Below are 17,880 nucleotides of genomic sequence, written 5' to 3'. Positions count from 1 at the left end.
GTTCGGATTTTGTTTATTTCCGCCCTGGCTTTTCTAGCGGCCGGCATTATATATTTAACGGTAAATTGAACCGAATGTGAGGAACGAAGGAGATTATACAGATGGAGACAACAGTTTGCCCATGGTGCCATACCGAGATAGTATGGGATGAGGAGTTTGGACCCGAAGATACCTGTCCGCATTGCAACAACGAGCTGAGCGGCTACCGCACAGTGACGATAGGTGCAGAGGATCTGGAGGATGAAGAGCCGGATACACAGGAAGCTTCCGGGGAGGAAGAGATCAGCGACGATAATTTGTGGGATGACGACGACAAGGATAGCGTGGTGCCTGTATGGGGTACGCTGGGCCAGTTCGGCGATGACTATGATCTGAAGCGTTATGAGGACAAGGTCTCCGCTATTCTGGCTGCCCAGCTGGAAGCGCCGGAATGTCCGCAATGCCATGAGCTGATGCTTCACTCCGGTACGCAGCAGGTGGACGGGTTCACCCCGGCAACGCCGGAAGCGCTGGGCGGTGCAGCTGTGCTGAAGCCTCCTTTTGCGCTGAATCTGTACGTCTGTCCTTCCTGCTTCCATGTGCAGCACAGCCTGGCGCAGGAAGACCGCATCCAGCTTGTCCGCAATCTCAGCACCTCAGCCGAATAAAGATCGGATTCATGCTTTCCCTGCCGTTTGGACATGATATGGATAGATGAAGTGTCTAAGGACGAGCAGGGAGGGCTAAGCATGAGAGGTTCAGAACGGGGACAGGCGGCGCTGCTGCTGGCTGTAGGCGGGCTATACCTTCTGGCTACAGTGCTTGCAGGAACGTTCCTCAACGTATATCTGTGGAAAAGCCGGCAGAACTTCGCCATGATCGGCTGGTTCACCGTGGCCCAGCAGCTTGCCGTGGGTCTCAGCTTTTGGCTGGGCGGCAAGTGGGTGAAAGAGCGTAACAAAATGAATGCCCTACGGCTGGGAATTGCCGTATCGGGCTTTTTTTATTTGCTGGTGCTGTGGCTGCGGGGCGACGCGATTCATTACATTTGGCCGCTGGGCGGGGTCCTCGGGCTATCCATCGGGCTGTACTGGCTGGCGTTCAATATTGTTTTCTTCGAGATTACGGATGCCAAGAACCGCGATTACTATAACGGGTGGATGGGCCTGCTGGGTTCCCTGACGGGAATAGCCGGACCCTGGGTGTCCGGCTGGATGATCTCCCGTTGGCATGGCGGGCAGGGATACCGCATGGTTTTCATACTGTCGCTCTGTATTTACGGGGTTGCTGCTGTACTCAGCTTCGGCCTGCGCAAGCGGCCGCGCGGCGAAGCCTATCTCTGGCTGGAGCCCTGGCGCGAGCTTACCCGCAGACGCAGCTCTTGGCGTCCAGTGGCGGCAGCGCTAGTGTTCCAGGGCATCCGGGAAGGCGTATTCTCCTTCCTGATTGGTCTGCTCGTCTACATTGCAGCACAGGAGGAGAGCAAGCTGGGACAGTTCGCCCTGCTGACCTCCGCCGTCTCCCTGATCAGCTATTATGCGGCCGGCAGATGGTTCAAGCCCCGTGCCCGGCTCAGCGGTATGCTGGCAGGCAGTCTGCTGCTCATCGCCTTCCTTCTTCCGCTGCTGTGGAAGGTGAGCTTCACCACCCTCCTAATCATGGGAATCGGGACCTCGCTCTGCCTGCCGCTCTACATGCTGCCGATGCTGTCCACCAGCTTCGACCTGATGGGAGTGTCCGAGCAGAGCGCCGGCAAACGTGTGGAACTGGTAGTGCTCAGGGAGCTTAGCCTGATGAGCGGCCGCCTCCTCGGCCTGCTGATCTTCATCGCCGTACTGTCGCTGGACCAGTCCCCGCAGACGATTACTCTGCTCATGCTGCTGCTGGGTGCCGCGCCGCTTGGGAGCTGGGTGGCGGTGCGGGGGTTGCTGGGGCAAAGGGGGAGGGTTTGATAGTTTTCATCAAATATCTAGGAAGCGGGTGAGAAGATGTACGAGTTTCATGGCTGGGCTACGATCCGGGAGACGTTTGAAGAAGATTCTGGAAATTTAGAATTGGTGTTCAAAAATATACAAAACTTTATCTTAGAGTTGGGTTGGAGTGCTGGACTCCTAAAAGTCTATCCCGCAAATGGGACGTATCATCTTGCTGTAGGAGGGTTTTTGAATCACAAAAGTTTCGAGGCCGGGGAGATTATTGAGCTATATCAATTCATCGCAGACCAAGCACCGGGTTCTTATGGCTTACTCTATACAAGAGATGATGAGGATATCGAAGGCTATGATAACAAATTCAAAGTATTCGTACTAGCCCGCGGAACTTTAAGGCGGCAAGAGGATACGTGGTTATCGCCGTTTGTTCCGGTCGTGGAGGATGGCATATTACAGTGACCAAACAGGAGAGGATTCAAATGTTTGCAATGAGTACATAAGAAGTTTTACTTTTTACCTAAATGCTATTCCCTTTAATTAAACACGTCGATTATGAAAAAATGAAGATCAACAAGAAATCCCAAACAAAATACAATATAACTTTATTTCGGATGTGGATTACGATAATTATCATGGAAGTATTGATGCAGAAGATTTATATCAAGAAATGAACATGTTTTTTTAATGTTCTGATTACGGAAGGCTTTGGGTATTTTGGGACGGTTTTGGTGAAAAGCCAAGTGAGTATGTCCAAGTGAAAGATTAAAGTAAGATAAAATCTTCATAGAACCTTGATTAGCTAATGCGCAGAGACTGTACGAACAGGAAGTAATAGGTTCTTCAGAGGCCTGGGGATATTTTGAATCAAACTGGTGTAGCGACACCTGGCCAACAAGGATTGTTAGATGCAGGGCACTGGAGTGCTTCTTAAAGAAGAGAGGGCTTAAATGAAAAACTCTTTTAGCGACATCAAGCAGGGGGATTATGGTAAGTCAGTGGGCAACAAGTAATACATAAGGAGTGTGAATGGAATTATAATTTACAGCATAGCAAATGAACCCATACAGCTAAATGTTGATTCTCTTGAACAATCAAACTTGGATAATCTAAACCTGCATAGAGCTATACTAAATAAAGAGATTTTATGCGGAGCAAGTTTAATCGGAACAAATTTACGTGGTGCTGAGTTAAGAGAGGCAAATTTAAGCAGAGCGAATCTAACAAGTGCTTTATTAATGGTGGCGATACTTGAAAATTCTAATTTGGAGTCTTCAAACCTTACAAACGCAAAGCTAACAGGAGCTATCTTAAGTAATGCTAACTTAAATAACGCTATTTTAGTCGGAACTGATGTATGGAAGACTGATTTTAAAGGTGCAAAATTAATGGGAGCTAATATGATGTGTGAAAGGATGCAAGATTGCCTTTTAGAAGGTGCGCTATTCGATGATAACACCGTATGGCCATTAGGGTTTGACCCTTTGGAATACGGAGCAATTAAGGCGCAGAATTAAACCCAAGGCCATTGCTATAAATGATTAGTACACTTTGGTTAATACTACCTCTCAAGGTTTTCTTCAGAACAGGAGTGATCCGATGGCAAAATTCCAATTCTCTAGTCTGATGAACTGTGAGGGGCTGCTTCTTGCAACAGCCTAAATTCATTTCTATAAAACTCAATCAAGCCGTCCCGCTTCATCCATGCCAGCTCTCTGGACAGGGCGCTGCGGTCTACGTCGAGATACTCGGCCATCGCTTCCCGGTCAAAGGGAATCGTAAAAGTTTCTGTTCCAGCTTCACGCCTAACTCTTGTTAAATAAGTTAAAACCTTATCGCGAATAGTCGGCATGATCAGACAATCATTCCGGTCATGCAGTTCTAAAGCCCGTTCTGAAATACTATCGAAAAGATTGCCAAGTAATTGTTCGTGACCCGTACATAGCTTCGTACAACGGCTCAATATGTTTTGGATCGGAATAAACAGCACCTCAAGCGGTTCTATGGCCTGTACTGACATCGGGCATCTTCTTCCACGGCTGGCTGCTGTGAGAACAGCGGTATATCCACCTGGATGATGGAGGGATACAATAATTTGTTTTCCTTTGACGTTCAATTTCGTACTTTGAGCGAGGCCCTGCAATATGATGCCGACATCATCAACGTAATCGCCCTCACGGACAACCATCTCATCTTTTACATATTCTTTCCGTGTAGCTGACAGACATTTTAGCATTTGGGGAATATCATCAGGGGAAATCCCTGAAAATAAACGTGATTGACATATGGACTCTAAGTTATTCTGAGCGGCTTCGCGTTGCATGTGCAACATCCTTTTTATTTCCACTATACTATATTAATCATACATACACACGAAGTTTAGCCACCTTGTCTAACGTCAGAACGGAGGAAGAGCAATGCAAACGAAAGAAGATTCAATCAAAGCGAGAAACCGGCTGTTAGCCTCCAAGGTTATGAAAAATCTGCAAAGCAGAAAATTTGAGGCCTATTACTGTGACAACGCCATAGAAGCTGCGGAAAAGGCGCTATCCTTAATTCCGGAACAGTCTTCGGTATCTTGGGGCGGTTCAGTCACGCTTGAGGAAATCGGGCTTCTTGACCGGGTACGCCAAAGCAACTATGCAGTCATTGATCGTGATACAGCGCAGACAATGGAGGAACGTTATGACCTCATGCGCCAATCTCTTTTGTGCGACACCTATTTAACCAGCTTCAACGCGGTTAGTGAAGATGGGATACTGGTCAATATCGACAGTGTGGGCAATCGGGCGGCAGCGGTTACTTTTGGACCGAGAAGTGTGGTTGCTGTCGTCGGGATGAATAAGGTGTGCAAGACCGCTGAAGATGCAGTGATCAGAGCCAGAACCTATGCCGCTCCCATTAACGCAAACCGTCTTTCGAGTTCGTCCAGCCCATTTTTACATTCACCGCAAAAAACGCCCTGCCTAATCAATGGTGCTTGTGCAGATTGTAAATCAGAGGATTGTATCTGTTCTTACATCGTCGAAACAAGAATGTGTAAAACAGCGGGGAGAATAAAGGTTATCCTCGTTGGTGAATCTTTGGGATTTTAATTTTTTCGGCACCGCTCGGGTAATTTCTCGAATTGGTGTCTTTTTGTTAGTTTTGATTCTATGTCTCAGCACACCTCCCTCCAAAATTCCCCGCCGCAATGTTATATTAGTTGTAGTTATAGTTGCACAAAAGACAAGGAGAACCCATGAACATTAAAGTACTAATCGTTGAAGATGACCCGATGGTGGCGAAGTTTAACCGCCATTATCTGGAGCAGGTTGCGGGCTTTGAGTATGCGGGCTGGGCGGCGACGGGGGATGAGGCGTTGATTCTGCTGGAGAAACAGCAGGTGGATCTGATTCTTCTGGATATTTATATGCCGCGTGTCAGCGGGCTGCAGCTGCTCTCTGCACTGCGGGAGCAGGGGAGCAAGGTGGATATCATTGTGATCTCCGCCGCCAGTGACAATGCCAGCATCCGCAAAGCGCTGCAGAACGGGGCCGTGGATTATTTGATCAAGCCGTTTGAGTTTGCCCGCTTTCAGGCGGCCTTGTCGGCGTATCGTGAGGATTATAAGCTGATGCACAAGGAGCATCTCAGCCAGGAGCAGCTGGATAAGCTGCTACGGCATTCGCTCGGGACGGAAGAGGAGAAGACTGCTGCCCTGCCGCTGCCCAAGGGACTTGCCGAAGGCACACTGGAGAGCATCTGGAGCACGATTAACCGGCTGGAGAGCCCGGTGTTCTCCACGGAGGATATCAGCAGCCATGCGCCCATCTCGCGGATCTCGGTCCGCAAATATCTGGCTTTTCTGACGGAGGCAGGGATTCTGGAAATGGAGCTTAGCTACGGGGCGGTAGGCAGGCCGGTGTATATGTATAAGGTGAGACATGAAGGGCATGAACTTATCTGTAAATATTTGTGAGTGTTCTCTTTAAATAAAACGGAGTCACGGTTGCCTCAAGGCTGCCCCAGGCGTTCCATGACTCCATATAGCCGTCACAGTAGCTGTGAAGGTTAATTAAGCTATTAAGCTATGCCATACATAAGCGTGTGCAGCATCACTCGAAGGCCTGCTGCAGAGCCAGCGGACTGAACTCGTTAATGATTTTATAGGCTACCAGGTGCGGGTTGTTCATGTCATTGTCATAGATAATCATGTGATGCTTGCCCTTCAAAATAATGTCGAACCGCTGCTTCCGGTCGGCCTGGACAATGGTAATGTAATAGCTGTACTTGTTGTCTGTGCTCACATTGCGGGCGGATTTCATCAGGCGGACGCCGGAGAAATCATCGTAGATCTGCTTAATCGCTTCCGGCTCAGTAAGCACAACGTCCTTCTGTTCACCGGGAACAGAAGACAGGCGGGTAATTTCCAGAGCGGCGATATCTTCCAGACGGACGGTTCGGGTAACTACTCTTTTGAATGAAGTATAGCGGCTCGCGGTGTAGCTCATCAGGGAGACACCGGCTGCTGCCAGAACAGCACCGGCCAGCCAATATTTTTCGCTTTTTTCCATAGTTTCTGCTCCTCCTAGTGATACGGTTGTATAAGCTCCAATTATAAATCTATAAACACATTCAAGCAAATTCACTACCTTTATTTACTTTATCATTTCTTTAATTACTAAATATTCTTGTCAGGGCTCCTTCAGGTTATGATGATTGTGAAAATATGCACAATTACAATTGGAGGAGAACAGAATGAACAGAAAGAGATGGGGAAGCCTGCTGGGCAAGGGGCTGCTGCTGGCAAGTCTGGTGGTATTGCCTGCATGTAACAGCACCAAAGGGGAGTCTACGGACATCGTAATTATCGGCGGCGGCGGCGCGGGAATGACTGCTGCCATTGAAGCGCATAATCAGGGAGCCAAGGTGATACTAGTCGAAAAAATGCCTATGCTTGGAGGAAACACCGTCCGTGCGGAAGGCGGATTGAATGCGGCAGGAACACCTTATCAGGAGGCTGCCGGAATCAAGGACAGTCCGGAGCTGCATTTCGAGGATACCATGAAGGGCGGCAAGAACCTTAACAACCCGGATCTGGTCAGAACGCTTACGAACGGCGCGGCGGCTTCGGTGGAGTGGCTGAAGGAGAATGGAGCCGAGCTGTCTGAGGTGGGACGCGCAGGCGGGGCAAGCGTGAACCGGATTCACCGTCCGGCAGGCGGAGAAGCGGCAGGGAATTTCATCGTAGTCGCGCTGAAGAAGAAGCTGGAGGAGTACAAAATTGATGTGCGCCTGCGGACGACTGCCGATGAGATCGTCAAGAATAAGGACGGCGTGGTTACCGGAGTGAAGGTGACGGATAAGGATGGCAAGCAGTACACGATCAGTGCGAATTCCGTTATTCTGGCGGCCGGCGGTTTTGGAGCCAATATGGACATGATCAAGGGGTACCAGCCGAAGCTGGAAGGGTTCTCCACCACTAACCATCCGGGCGCAACCGGCGATGGTACAACGATGGCAGAGAAGATCGGTGCCAAGCTGGTAGACATGAAGGAGATTCAGATTCATCCGACCACCATTCCGAATCAAGGCGTGCTGATCACAGAAGGGGTACGCGGAGACGGTGCAATTCTGGTCAATAGCGAAGGCAAGCGCTTCACGAATGAACTGCTGACCCGCGATGTTGTGTCCCAGAATATTCTGGCCCAGTCCGGCAAAGTAGCTTATCTGATCTTCAATGATGAGCTGCGTGCGAACCTGAAGGCAACCGAGGTTTATTTTGGAATGGATCTGGTCAAAGAAGCGGCAACACCTGAAGAATTGGCGGCACAGATCGGTGTAGACGGCAAAGCACTGGCAGATACACTGAATACGTATAATGGCTTCGTTGCTTCCGGTAAGGATACAGAGTTTGAACGGCCGGATCTTGAGCTGTCTTTTGAAAAGGGTAAGTACTATGCGATTCAGGTAACACCGGGAATTCACCATACCATGGGCGGAGTAGCGATTAACACTCAGGCTCAGGTACTGGATACCAAGGATCAGGTCATTGCCGGGCTGTATGCTGCGGGCGAAGTAACCGGCGGAGTACACGGCGCGAACCGTCTGGGCGGTAATGCACTGGCAGACATCACTACCTTCGGGCGGATTGCAGCGGATGAAGCTGTGAAGGCACTTAAGAAATAGGAACTTTCAGAAGGAGGAATTACTCATGCACAAGTGGACAAAAACCTTGCTGTTCTCTGCCCTCGCGGCTGCAACAGTACTAACGGCGGGCTGCTCTTCAGCTTCCGGCAAGTATGTGGACGGGACATATGATGGTACAGGCAAAGGGGTCAAGAGTGATATTAAAGTGGCGGTAGAGATCAAGGATGAGAAGATCGACGCTATTACCGTAGAGGAGCATAAGGAGACGCAGGCGATGATCGATGCGGCCGTGGAGAATACGATTCCTGAAATTATTGAAAAGCAAACCACAGAAGGCGTAGACGCCCTCTCCGGTGCTTCCGGCTCCAGCGGCGGAATTATTGAAGCGGTGACCCAGGCGCTGGAACAGGCCAAGAAGCAGTAAGTCATCATTCAATTGCTTATAAAAGAGTTGTGGTCATATCACCCGAGCAAGCCCAGCCCTCCTGTCTCCGGCAGAACGGCTGGGCTTGCTGCATAGTTCCATCCCCAGGAAGCGATTCCCGGGAGTAGCTTTACAAATTCAGGTTCAACTAATATAGTTCGAATGGTATAGGAACATGGGACATGAAGGGAGGTCTTCGCACCAGTGGCCAGGAAAAAAAGCTACAGTCTGCGCACAATGATTGCCGTCATGGCGTCTGCCGTTGTCCTGCTGGTATTGCTGATTTTATATTTTATTTTCCGCAATCAGATTATTCCGCAGACCCGGCAGGCACTGGAGGATAAGGCGATTACGATTGCCCGTACCATCGCCCTGATTCCGCTGGTCTCGGAGGGACTCAGTGAAGGCAACAGCAAGGAGATTCAGGACTACACCTCAAGAATCGCCCGCCGTAATGATATTATGTTCGTGGTAGTGACAGATATGAAGGGAATCCGCTATTCCCATCCGGATGCCTCGCTGGTCGGTCTGCCCTTTGCAGGAGGCGGTCAGGAGATATCGCTGCGCGGAGGGGAGAGTATCTCCGAAGGGGCCGGGCCGCTCGGCAGATCCCTGCGCGGCTTCGTGCCGGTCTATAACAACCGGGGGCATCAGGTGGGAGTGGTCATTGCCGGTCTGTCCCTGGAGCGGGTCGAGCGGCTGGTCCTGATGAATGAGTGGACGATTATTGCGATTCTGGTCTCGGGAGCCTTGCTTGGAGCGGGAGGAGCATTCATCCTCGCAGCCCGGATCAAGCGGATGGTGTTCGGGATGGAGCCGGAGGACATCTCCAAGCTGCTCCAGGAACGCAGTGCGATGCTGGAATCCACGCGCGAGGGAATTATTGCCGTAGATCAGGAGGCGCGGATCACCATCCTTAATATGGAGGCGCAGCGGCTTCTGAGGGCAGCGGGGATTGGCGGGAGCGCCATGAACCGGCAGATTGCCGAGTATTGGCCGGAGCTGGGTCTGGAGCGGGTATTGGCTGAGGGAGAAGGAATACAGGACCGGGAGCTGGAGCTGGGAGACAGCTCTCTATTGGTGAACAGCCTTCCTGTCCGTGTTAACGGTAATATTGTTGGCGCGATTGCCACCTTCCGGGATGAGACTGAGCTGGCTGTGCTGGCGGAGAAGCTGTCGGGAGTCTCGGTCTATGCAGAAGCGCTGCGCTCCGGTGCCCATGAGTTCATGAACAAGCTGCACGTGATAATGGGCATGACACATATGGGCCTGTATGATGAGCTGCAGCAATATATTCTGGGGACGGTAAGCAACTACCAGAAGGAGATCGGGGCGATTACGAGACAGATCAAGGACCCGGTGATGGCCGGATTTCTGCTGGGGAAGCTGAGCCGGGCGCGCGAAGCGGGAATCGAGCTGCTGTTGACCGGGGACAGCTATCTGCCGGAGCCGGCCGATCCGCAGGTGATTCATGAGCTGATTACGATTGCCGGCAATCTGCTGGATAATGCTCTGGAGGCGCTGGGGGAGCTCCGCGAGCAACCCGTGAAGCGCGTGGAGCTTGCTTTTCAATATGAAGAAGGGCGGCTGCTATGCGAGGTTAGCGATAACGGTCCGGGAATTCCGGCAGGCCTGAAGGAGAAAATCTTCGTTCAGGGCTACTCCTCCAAGGGTGAACAGCGGGGGATCGGCCTATATCTGGTGAAGAAAAGTGTGGACAAACTCAAGGGCCATCTTGAGCTTGCCGCCGGCTGCGGGCCGGGAGCGCATTTTATCGTGGATGTGCCTTATGAGGTGAAGGAGGAGGAGGGGATGTGAACATTTAAGGTCCATATGCCCGCTTACTTTAGTTACAAAACTCTTTAATAATTTACGGAAGGTTCCACAAACCGCTTCTTTGACGCTATGATAATTGTGAAAATATGCACAAGGGGGCACAACTCACATGAATAAGAGATTAACAGCGGCGCTTATCCTCGTTCTCTCCGTTATGCTTGTTATTGCAGGCTGCGGAAACAACAATGCGGGCAGCAGCAAGAATGAGAGCAAGGGAACAAGCAGCGCGACCACAGAGCCTGCAGCAACGGCTGCACCTAAAGAGACAGCAGAGGCCGTGTCGGGAGCATCCGAAGCGAGCTATACTCCGTACGATCAGTTAAAAGATAAATATGATATCGTCATCGTCGGTGCGGGCGGTGCGGGAATGTCTGCTGCACTGGAAGCCAAAGCGGCCGGCATGAACCCGGTCATTCTGGAGAAGATGCCGGTAGCTGGCGGCAATACTACGAAATCCTCCTCGGGAATGAATGCATCGCAGACCAAGTTCCAGAAGGAGCAGGGCATCGAAGACAGCAACGAACTGTTCTATGAAGAGACCCTTAAGGGCGGACATGATACGAACAATAAGGAGCTGCTGCACTTCTTCGTGGATCAATCCGCAGGGGCCATTGACTGGCTCGATTCCATCGGAATCCGCTTGAACAATATTACGATTACCGGCGGAATGAAGGAGAAGCGTACGCACCGTCCTGAAGACGGCTCGGCAGTGGGACAATATCTTGTAGCAGGCCTCGTCCGCAATGTTCAGGAGCAGGGAATTCCGCTGTTCGTCAATGCGGATGTGAAGGAGCTTACGGTACAGGACGGTAAGGTGAACGGCGTGAAGGTGCTGTTCAACCAGGCCGACGACAAAACGATCAGCGCAGCAGCAGTTATCGTAACCACCGGCGGTTTCGGTGCCAACAAGGAGCTGATCTCCAAAGTCAGACCGGACCTGGAAGGCCTGGTCACCACTAACCAGATTGGCAGCACGGGCGACGGTATCGCCATGATCGAGAAGGTCGGCGGAACTACCGTAGACCTGGATCAGATTCAGGTTCACCCGACCGTACAGCAGGAGAAATCCTACCTGATCGGTGAAGCGGTCCGGGGCGAAGGGGCTATTCTCGTATCTGCTGAGGGCAAGCGCTTCGGCAACGAGATGGACACCCGTGACAAGGTAACAGCTTCAATTAATACGCTTCCTGAGAAATCCGCTTATCTCGTGTTCGATGCCGGAGTGAAATCCCGTGTCAAAGCAGTGGATCAATACATCAAGATGGGTGTGGTCAAGACCGCAGATACCATCGAGGCATTGGCGGATCAGATGAAGGTTCCGGCTGCTGCACTTAAGACTACCGTGGATACTTGGAACGGTGCGGTGAAAAGTAAGTCGGATGCCGAGTTCGGCAGAGCTACCGGTATGGATAATGATCTGTCCGCTGCTCCCTATTATGCCATCCAGATCGGCCCTGGGATTCACTATACGATGGGCGGAGTGGTGATCAACACCAACACAGAAGTCTTGAACAAAGAGGGCAAGGCGATTACCGGCCTGTTCGCGGCAGGAGAAGTGGTTGGCGGGCTGCACGGCGAGAACCGTATCGGCGGCAACTCGGTAGCCGAGATTATTATCTTCGGACGTCAGGCCGGGATCAAGTCGGCTGAATTTGTAAAAGCGCAATAAGCTATTATTTCATATTGTTGTCATGTAAAAGGGATGCCCCGCAGCCGTCACAGACTGTTGCAGGCATCCCTTTTTGATCCTCTTGCCGCACTATACCGTTTAAGCCTCTATAGCCGGGGAGGGCGCAGGCTTCGCCGAACGGGTCAGCGAGAACAGCTCCAGCTCCGGGCGGCTTTTGCCGGACAGTGTATCTGCAAGCAGCTCGGCGGCAATCATGCTGTAGACCGTACCGTTTCCGCCATAGCCTTCAATGAAGTAGCAATGCGGGAACTCCGGGTGCGGTCCCATATAAGGCAGTCCGTCATGGGTGGAGCCGAAGACCGCTCCCCAGGAATATTCGGCCTTGATTCCTTGCAGTTCCGGGAACAGGGCCGTAAGCTCCTCGACCAGACGCTCACACTGGGAGAGGACCCTTACCTCACGCCGCTCCACGCTGGTAAGCTGCTCATCCTTGCCGCCGGCGATAATCCGTCCTTCAGGTGTAGTCCGGAAATACAGATAAGGCCGGGCCGTTTCCCAGAGCAGGCTCTGCTCATGCCATTTTGGAAGATGCGGCAGAGGCTTGGTCATAATAGCATAGGTGTTAATCAGCTCTGCCCCCCGGTCCTTCTTCATCTCCTGGGTCTCATACCCCATAGCAAACACTACCTTCTTGGCGAAGATCCGGCCGTTTGCAGTATGACAGATGACCCCGTCGGCATTGTAATCATAATGAAGGGCTTCGGTCTGCTCATAGACCCGGACTCCGCCGGAGTGCGCTTTATGAATCAGGCTGTGTACGGTGCGCAGCGGATTAGTCTCCGCATCTCCCTTAGCATACAGCGCACCTGGTTTGGAGAAGGCGTAATGGGCACGGATATTCTCCTCCTCCCAGAATTCCGAATCGAAGCCGTGCTTGATCAGATTCTCATTCTCCAGCTTCAGCATAGCTACATCTTCCGGCGTACTGGCATATAGCAGACTGCTGCGCTCAATAATCTGCGGATCGATGTCCAGCTTGCCGGGCAGGGCAAGAATCGCACGCATGGCCTGCTGGCACAGCTTGTAGAACAACACGCCATTCTCTTCCCCAAAAGTATTCATGCAAGCTGTCAGCGACTTGTCATTGGCGATCTGCAGCAGTCCCGTATTGGCGTGGGAGCTTCCGGTGCCGATGGTTCTTTTATCGATGAGGACAGTATCTGCTCCGCTAAGAGACATGCGGTACGACATCATTGCTCCGCCCATCCCGCCGCCTACAATGAGACAGTCGCAGGTTATATCTTCCTCAAGCACCGGATATGCCGGAGGCTCAGGCAGTGTGTGTTCCCAGGGCAGTTGCCCGCTGACGAGTTTCATAGATCTGTTCGCTCCTTTATGTCATTCAGAGTAGTATTATTTGCACTATTGAAGAGTCTCATGCGTCAAGACCTTAAGGATTATTCATCAAGTGTGAGCTTGCTTAATGTACCTTCCGGCACATAAACAGCCTTTCCCGGAAGCATACTAAGGAACGCTTGAACAACCAGAAGGAGGGAATACCGAACATGCAATCTAACCAAATGCAGGCACTAAGCGGAAAAGAATTGGAGTATATCGCCGATTCTATTTCCAATGAGGATTTGCTGATTAAGCAGCTCGCGGCTACAGCCGGAACCACTCAGAACTCGGCCGTGCAGGGGATCTGCATCCAGCAGATTCAGAGTCATACCCATCATATGGATATGCTGGTCCAGCTGCTCCATCAGCATCAGCAGTACGCACCATCGCAGCCGCAATAACAGGGATAACCCACAAATTCTAAAGGAGGTTTTACTGTGTACGCACAGAATGGAACGCCGTTTATGGCGGATGAAGATTTACTCTACACGATTTTGGCCGATCTGAAGCGGACAGTCCGCGAGTACACCACAGCAGCAACAGAATCGAACTGTCCCGCTGTAAGACGGGTATTCAATGATTTGACCATGGATACCCTCAGAATTCAGGGGGAATTGTACATGAAGATGTCGCAAATGAACATGTACACCGTTCCGGGCAAGGCACTGCGCCAGGATGTGGACAAGCAGATTCAGAGTGCCCAGCAGACCCAGCAGAAGCTGCAGCAGTTCGTGCGTGAGAAAACAGGCGGGGCAGGAGCCTATAACCAGGCTTCGAATGTTCAGCAGCACCAGCCGAACGTCCAGCAGCATCATAACGGTTCCTATTATATGTAACCCTGGCGATGGTCCTGTGAAGCATTAGAGCGCTTCCCCGGCCATGCAAGAGAAAATACAAAGGGAATGAAGTCATATAGCCCCGCCTCGGCGGGGTTATTTTGTTTGCAGAACGGTACTTTTCATGTCATATTAATACTAAACTCTTTTTTGCAGGAGGCCCTAAGAATGAATGAATTGAAGAGGAAAGTGCTGGAACTGCTCAAGGAGGACGCGCGAAGCTCAACGGCATTAATGGCGACCCTGCTTGGTGCGGAGGAAGAAGATGTCAAGACCGTGATCGCCGAAATGGAGCAGGATCATGTCATTGTGAAATACGCGACGGTTGTCAATTGGGACAAAGTCGATGATGAACGGGTGACTGCCCTGATCGAGGTACAGATCACCCCGGAACGGGGCCGCGGCTTCGAGGGCATCGCCGAACGCATCTATCTGTATCCGCAGGTTAAATCCGTCTATCTGATGTCCGGCGCTTACGATCTGCTGGTGGAAGTGGAAGGCCGCAATCTGCGCGAGGTTGCTAATTTTGTGTCCGAGAAGCTGTCACCGATTGATGCTGTGCTCTCTACCAAGACCAACTTTACGCTCAAAAAATACAAACAGGACGGTATCATCTTTGAAGAGCATGAGGAAGACAACCGTCTGATGATATCTCCGTGAAGGATGTAATGTCATGATCATTAATAACGCTCAGCATACAGGAGATAAAGGCAAGTCGATGAACTCTTATTTGGCCCCGCTGGTCCAGCAGATTCAGCCTTCGGGCATCCGCAAGTTTTTTGATCTGGCGGCAGGCAGCAAGGATATTATCTCGCTCGGTGTCGGCGAGCCGGACTTCAAGACACCTTGGCATGTCAGAGAGGCCTGCGTCTATTCACTCGAACGCGGCTTCACCGGTTACACCTCCAATGCCGGAATGCCTGAGCTGCGCGAGGGTATTGCCCAGTACCTGGAGACCCGCTTCGCCGTGAAGTATGATCCGGCGAACCAGATTATTGCCACGGTTGGCGGCAGCGAAGCCATTGATTTGGCCCTGCGTGCCCTGATCTCTCCGGGAGACGAGATTCTGATTCCCGAGCCTTGTTATATTTCTTATTCTCCGATTACGGCCATCGGCGGCGGTATTCCGGTGGGCATTGAGACCTTCGGGAAGAATAACTTCAAGCTGACTGCCGAAGATCTGGAAGCTAAGATTACCCCCCGTTCCAAGATTCTGATTCTCTGCTATCCAAGCAATCCGACCGGCGCAATCATGAGCCGTGAAGATTGGGAGCCGATTGCCAAGGTGGTCGAGAAGCATGATCTTATTGTCATTTCAGATGAGATATACGCCGAGCTTACGTATGGAAGCAATCATGTCAGCTTCGCTTCGCTGCCGGGGATGCTTGACCGGACGATCCTGGTCAGCGGGTTCTCCAAGGCCTTCGCCATGACCGGCTGGCGGATGGGCTATGCCTGCGGCCACCCGGACCTGATCTCCGCCATGCTGAAGATTCACCAGTATACCGTCATGTGCGCGCCTTCGATGGGCCAGGTGGCTGCGCTGGAGGCACTCACCAACGGAATGGAAGAGAAGGACCGCATGACAGACTCGTATAACCAGCGCCGCCGGCTGATTGTCAAAGGACTCCGGGAGGCGGGACTTGAGTGTCATGAGCCGCAGGGTGCCTTCTATGCATTCCCGAGTATCCAGGCCACCGGGCTGACCTCCGACCAGTTCGCCCAGCGTCTGCTGCTTGAATATAAGGTCGCTGCTGTTCCGGGAAGTGTCTTCGGTCTGGGCGGGGAAGGCTATCTGCGCTGCTCCTATGCCACCTCGGTGTCCCAGTTGAATGAAGCGGTTGAGCGAATTGGGGCATTGGTCTCACAGCTGGCCCGGGAAGGGGCCTGACAAGGCTCGACAAAGAAGTAAATAGAACTATAGCCGATCACCTTCTGATATGGTATTATTTTACTCTAAGGACAAGAAACACCTGTAATACACTTACAAGGCCCTCTTATTCCGGGAATAAAGGCGCTTCATATCTGGTCGCATAGAACTGCACGGTTCTAATCCGGATGATGCGCGATACTTTTATCAGGAAGGGTGATTGTGCTGAGCGCAGATTATTACTTATCCTCCTATGGCGGGAAATGTGGTTCCGGAAGCGGGCAACCTCCTGCCAGAGGAGATGCGAATGCACGCAGGCTCTCGCTGGAAGATGAAATCCAGATGCTCCGCAGCAGAATGGAACAGCTCTTTATGCAGGAGAATTCCTTTACCTCGGATAATGTAATAGCAATCAGCAGCTTGCTGGATCTCAAGATTAATGAGTATATGAGAGGCCGTCACCGCAAGAGCAATTAATACGGCAGATGTATATGAAGCGGATGTCTTCCTTTGGGGAGATGTCCGTTTTTTTTTGAAAATAATTATAAGCTTTACGCTATAAAATTATCGATCTATTTCTAGTTGAGGGCTTACCGTGCCCCGATCAGTGTGCAAGGGGGAGGTTTATTAGGCTTAACTGCAATTTGTACAACTAAATCGCCGGATGTGCCGCCGAATCTCTGTTTAGATGTATTTCATACAATTAAAATGCCTTTATAACTGGTTTTTCGCTCATTAGGGGATTTTTAGTTGTACAGATTACAGTTAGAAGTGAAAAACCTTACGTTTCACTCTTTTTAGTTGTACAGATTACACTTATCTCTGGTGATTTACTACGAACGAAGCTTTACACCTTGCTGCATTTATGGAATGAAATCACTTGTTTAGTTCTGATAGTTTATTAAAGGGGAAGTCTGAAATGATTAAGGTATTTAAAAGCGGGGCCGGCAAAGAACAGGTTCTAAGGTCCTATAACCAGCTTCTTGAAGCGTGGGGGACGGAATATCAGGAGCTTGATGTGGAGACTCCTTATGGGACAACCCATTGTATAACAGCGGGAGAGCCGGAGTTACCGCCGTTGCTCCTGTTCCACGGGGTAGGCGATAATTCGGCCGTGATGTGGCTGCTGAATATGAAGGAGCTGTCCCGGCACTTCTACTGCATTGCAGTAGATACGCTGGGCGGACCGGGAAAGAGTGTTCCAGGTGAGTTGTTCGATAAACGGACCTTTAACCAGGTGGATTGGATTAACAAGGTTGCTGACGGGCTGAAGCTTGAACAATTCTACGTGGCAGGTGTATCGAATGGAGCGTATATGGTCTTCAATTACACGGTGAACGGACCGGGACGAGTGCTTAGGGCTGTCTGTATGGAGGGAGGAATGGTCACTGCTCCAATTAAAAGCATGATACATACGCTGATGATGATGTTCCCGGAGATTCTTGTTCCTACGCGCAGTAATCTGCTCAAGGCAGCCCGCAAGCTCAGCTCCCCGGCCTCAGGCCTGTTCGACAAGCATCCCGAAGTCGGGGAGCATCTGGTGCTGCTAATGCAGAATCATAACCAGCAGGCGATGTTCGCCCATAAGCTTCAGCCCTACGAACAAGAGAAAGCGGTTACGTTCCGGGATCAGCTATACTTCCTGCTGGGAGATTATAAGCTGAAGCAGAAGCGGGAGCTCACTAGTACACTGGACGCTGGCGGGTTCCGCTCCACGGTTATCCCGGACGCCGGTCACGGCGTGAATCATGAGCAGCCGGAGCGGGTGAACCGGGAGCTGGTGGCTTTTTTGAAGGGGAGTGAAGGGAGTGAGGGGGGTGAATCTATATAAATAACCCCCTGTGCTG

General features: G+C 51.3%; 19 protein-coding genes. 16 read left to right on the top strand and 3 right to left on the bottom strand.

What is annotated here, in order from left to right; genetic code table 11:
* Positions 1-101: 101 nt before the first annotated feature.
* The 4 genes from NSS64_RS19935 (at position 102) to NSS64_RS19920 (ending at position 3,424) form a co-directional block, all read left to right on the top strand.
* On the top strand, positions 102-647 hold the full coding sequence (locus tag NSS64_RS19935; RefSeq protein WP_076083656.1) for a hypothetical protein: 546 nt from the start codon (positions 102-104) through the stop codon (positions 645-647).
* An 81-nt stretch (positions 648-728) separates the two neighbouring features.
* A complete protein-coding gene (locus tag NSS64_RS19930; protein WP_341141265.1) occupies positions 729-1,931 on the top strand; it encodes an MFS transporter in 1,203 nt (400 codons plus the stop codon).
* 36 nt (positions 1,932-1,967) lie between these two features.
* Positions 1,968-2,369 carry an Imm7 family immunity protein gene (locus NSS64_RS19925; RefSeq protein ID WP_340991862.1) on the top strand — a complete coding sequence of 134 codons (402 nt, stop codon included), beginning with the start codon at positions 1,968-1,970 and terminating at the stop codon, positions 2,367-2,369.
* A 563-nt stretch (positions 2,370-2,932) separates the two neighbouring features.
* Positions 2,933-3,424 (top strand): pentapeptide repeat-containing protein, encoded by a 492-nt coding sequence (locus NSS64_RS19920; RefSeq protein WP_341141264.1) that lies wholly within the window; start codon positions 2,933-2,935, stop codon positions 3,422-3,424.
* Between the two features lie 101 nt (positions 3,425-3,525).
* On the opposite strand, the gene NSS64_RS19915 is transcribed toward NSS64_RS19920, so the two are convergent.
* Positions 3,526-4,230 (bottom strand): Crp/Fnr family transcriptional regulator, encoded by a 705-nt coding sequence (locus NSS64_RS19915; protein WP_341141263.1) that lies wholly within the window; start codon positions 4,228-4,230, stop codon positions 3,526-3,528.
* Between the two features lie 94 nt (positions 4,231-4,324).
* Here NSS64_RS19915 and NSS64_RS19910 point away from each other — a divergent pair, with 94 nt between their 5' ends.
* A complete protein-coding gene (locus NSS64_RS19910) occupies positions 4,325-5,002 on the top strand; it encodes a lactate utilization protein (RefSeq protein WP_340755512.1) in 678 nt (225 codons plus the stop codon).
* Between the two features lie 146 nt (positions 5,003-5,148).
* The gene (locus NSS64_RS19905; RefSeq protein ID WP_341141262.1) at positions 5,149-5,868 is read left to right on the top strand and encodes a response regulator; all 720 of its coding nucleotides are present in this window, start codon (positions 5,149-5,151) and stop codon (positions 5,866-5,868) included.
* Positions 5,869-6,004: 136 nt separating this feature from the next.
* Here NSS64_RS19905 and NSS64_RS19900 read toward each other — a convergent pair whose 3' ends face one another.
* Positions 6,005-6,463, bottom strand: a complete 459-nt coding sequence (locus NSS64_RS19900; protein WP_340942621.1) for a hypothetical protein — start codon at positions 6,461-6,463, stop codon at positions 6,005-6,007.
* A gap of 184 nt (positions 6,464-6,647) precedes the next feature.
* Here NSS64_RS19900 and NSS64_RS19895 point away from each other — a divergent pair, with 184 nt between their 5' ends.
* From NSS64_RS19895 to NSS64_RS19880, 4 genes are all read left to right on the top strand, one after another.
* Entirely contained in the window at positions 6,648-8,078 is a 1,431-nt protein-coding gene (locus tag NSS64_RS19895; RefSeq protein WP_341141261.1) for a flavocytochrome c, read from the top strand.
* Between the two features lie 25 nt (positions 8,079-8,103).
* Positions 8,104-8,463 (top strand): FMN-binding protein, encoded by a 360-nt coding sequence (locus tag NSS64_RS19890; protein WP_341141260.1) that lies wholly within the window; start codon positions 8,104-8,106, stop codon positions 8,461-8,463.
* Positions 8,464-8,667: 204 nt separating this feature from the next.
* Entirely contained in the window at positions 8,668-10,281 is a 1,614-nt protein-coding gene (gene dcuS / locus NSS64_RS19885; protein ID WP_341141259.1) for a DcuS/MalK family sensor histidine kinase, read from the top strand.
* 127 nt (positions 10,282-10,408) lie between these two features.
* Positions 10,409-11,968, top strand: coding sequence for a flavocytochrome c (locus NSS64_RS19880; RefSeq protein ID WP_341141258.1), 1,560 nt, complete (start codon positions 10,409-10,411; stop codon positions 11,966-11,968).
* A 99-nt stretch (positions 11,969-12,067) separates the two neighbouring features.
* Here the strand turns inward: NSS64_RS19880 and NSS64_RS19875 are convergent, their stop codons facing one another.
* A complete protein-coding gene (locus NSS64_RS19875) occupies positions 12,068-13,306 on the bottom strand; it encodes an NAD(P)/FAD-dependent oxidoreductase (RefSeq protein ID WP_341141257.1) in 1,239 nt (412 codons plus the stop codon).
* A gap of 188 nt (positions 13,307-13,494) precedes the next feature.
* Between NSS64_RS19875 and NSS64_RS19870 the strand changes: the two genes are divergently transcribed.
* From NSS64_RS19870 to NSS64_RS19845, 6 genes are all read left to right on the top strand, one after another.
* Complete coding sequence (locus tag NSS64_RS19870) at positions 13,495-13,728, top strand: hypothetical protein (protein ID WP_036696741.1); 234 nt, start codon at positions 13,495-13,497, stop codon at positions 13,726-13,728.
* A 36-nt stretch (positions 13,729-13,764) separates the two neighbouring features.
* The gene (locus NSS64_RS19865; protein ID WP_076083710.1) at positions 13,765-14,163 is read left to right on the top strand and encodes a spore coat protein; all 399 of its coding nucleotides are present in this window, start codon (positions 13,765-13,767) and stop codon (positions 14,161-14,163) included.
* 168 nt (positions 14,164-14,331) lie between these two features.
* The gene (locus NSS64_RS19860) at positions 14,332-14,823 is read left to right on the top strand and encodes an Lrp/AsnC family transcriptional regulator (protein ID WP_036696743.1); all 492 of its coding nucleotides are present in this window, start codon (positions 14,332-14,334) and stop codon (positions 14,821-14,823) included.
* Positions 14,824-14,836: 13 nt separating this feature from the next.
* A complete protein-coding gene (locus tag NSS64_RS19855) occupies positions 14,837-16,054 on the top strand; it encodes an aminotransferase class I/II-fold pyridoxal phosphate-dependent enzyme (RefSeq protein WP_341141256.1) in 1,218 nt (405 codons plus the stop codon).
* Between the two features lie 201 nt (positions 16,055-16,255).
* Positions 16,256-16,510 (top strand): aspartyl-phosphate phosphatase Spo0E family protein, encoded by a 255-nt coding sequence (locus NSS64_RS19850; RefSeq protein ID WP_340991874.1) that lies wholly within the window; start codon positions 16,256-16,258, stop codon positions 16,508-16,510.
* Between the two features lie 442 nt (positions 16,511-16,952).
* Complete coding sequence (locus NSS64_RS19845; RefSeq protein ID WP_341141255.1) at positions 16,953-17,864, top strand: alpha/beta fold hydrolase; 912 nt, start codon at positions 16,953-16,955, stop codon at positions 17,862-17,864.
* The last annotated feature ends 16 nt before the right edge of the window (positions 17,865-17,880 follow it).

Source organism: Paenibacillus sp. FSL H8-0122 (genome assembly GCF_038005345.1).
GTDB lineage: Bacteria > Bacillota > Bacilli > Paenibacillales > Paenibacillaceae > Paenibacillus_AQ.
This window is presented reverse-complemented; position numbering and strand designations above follow the sequence as displayed.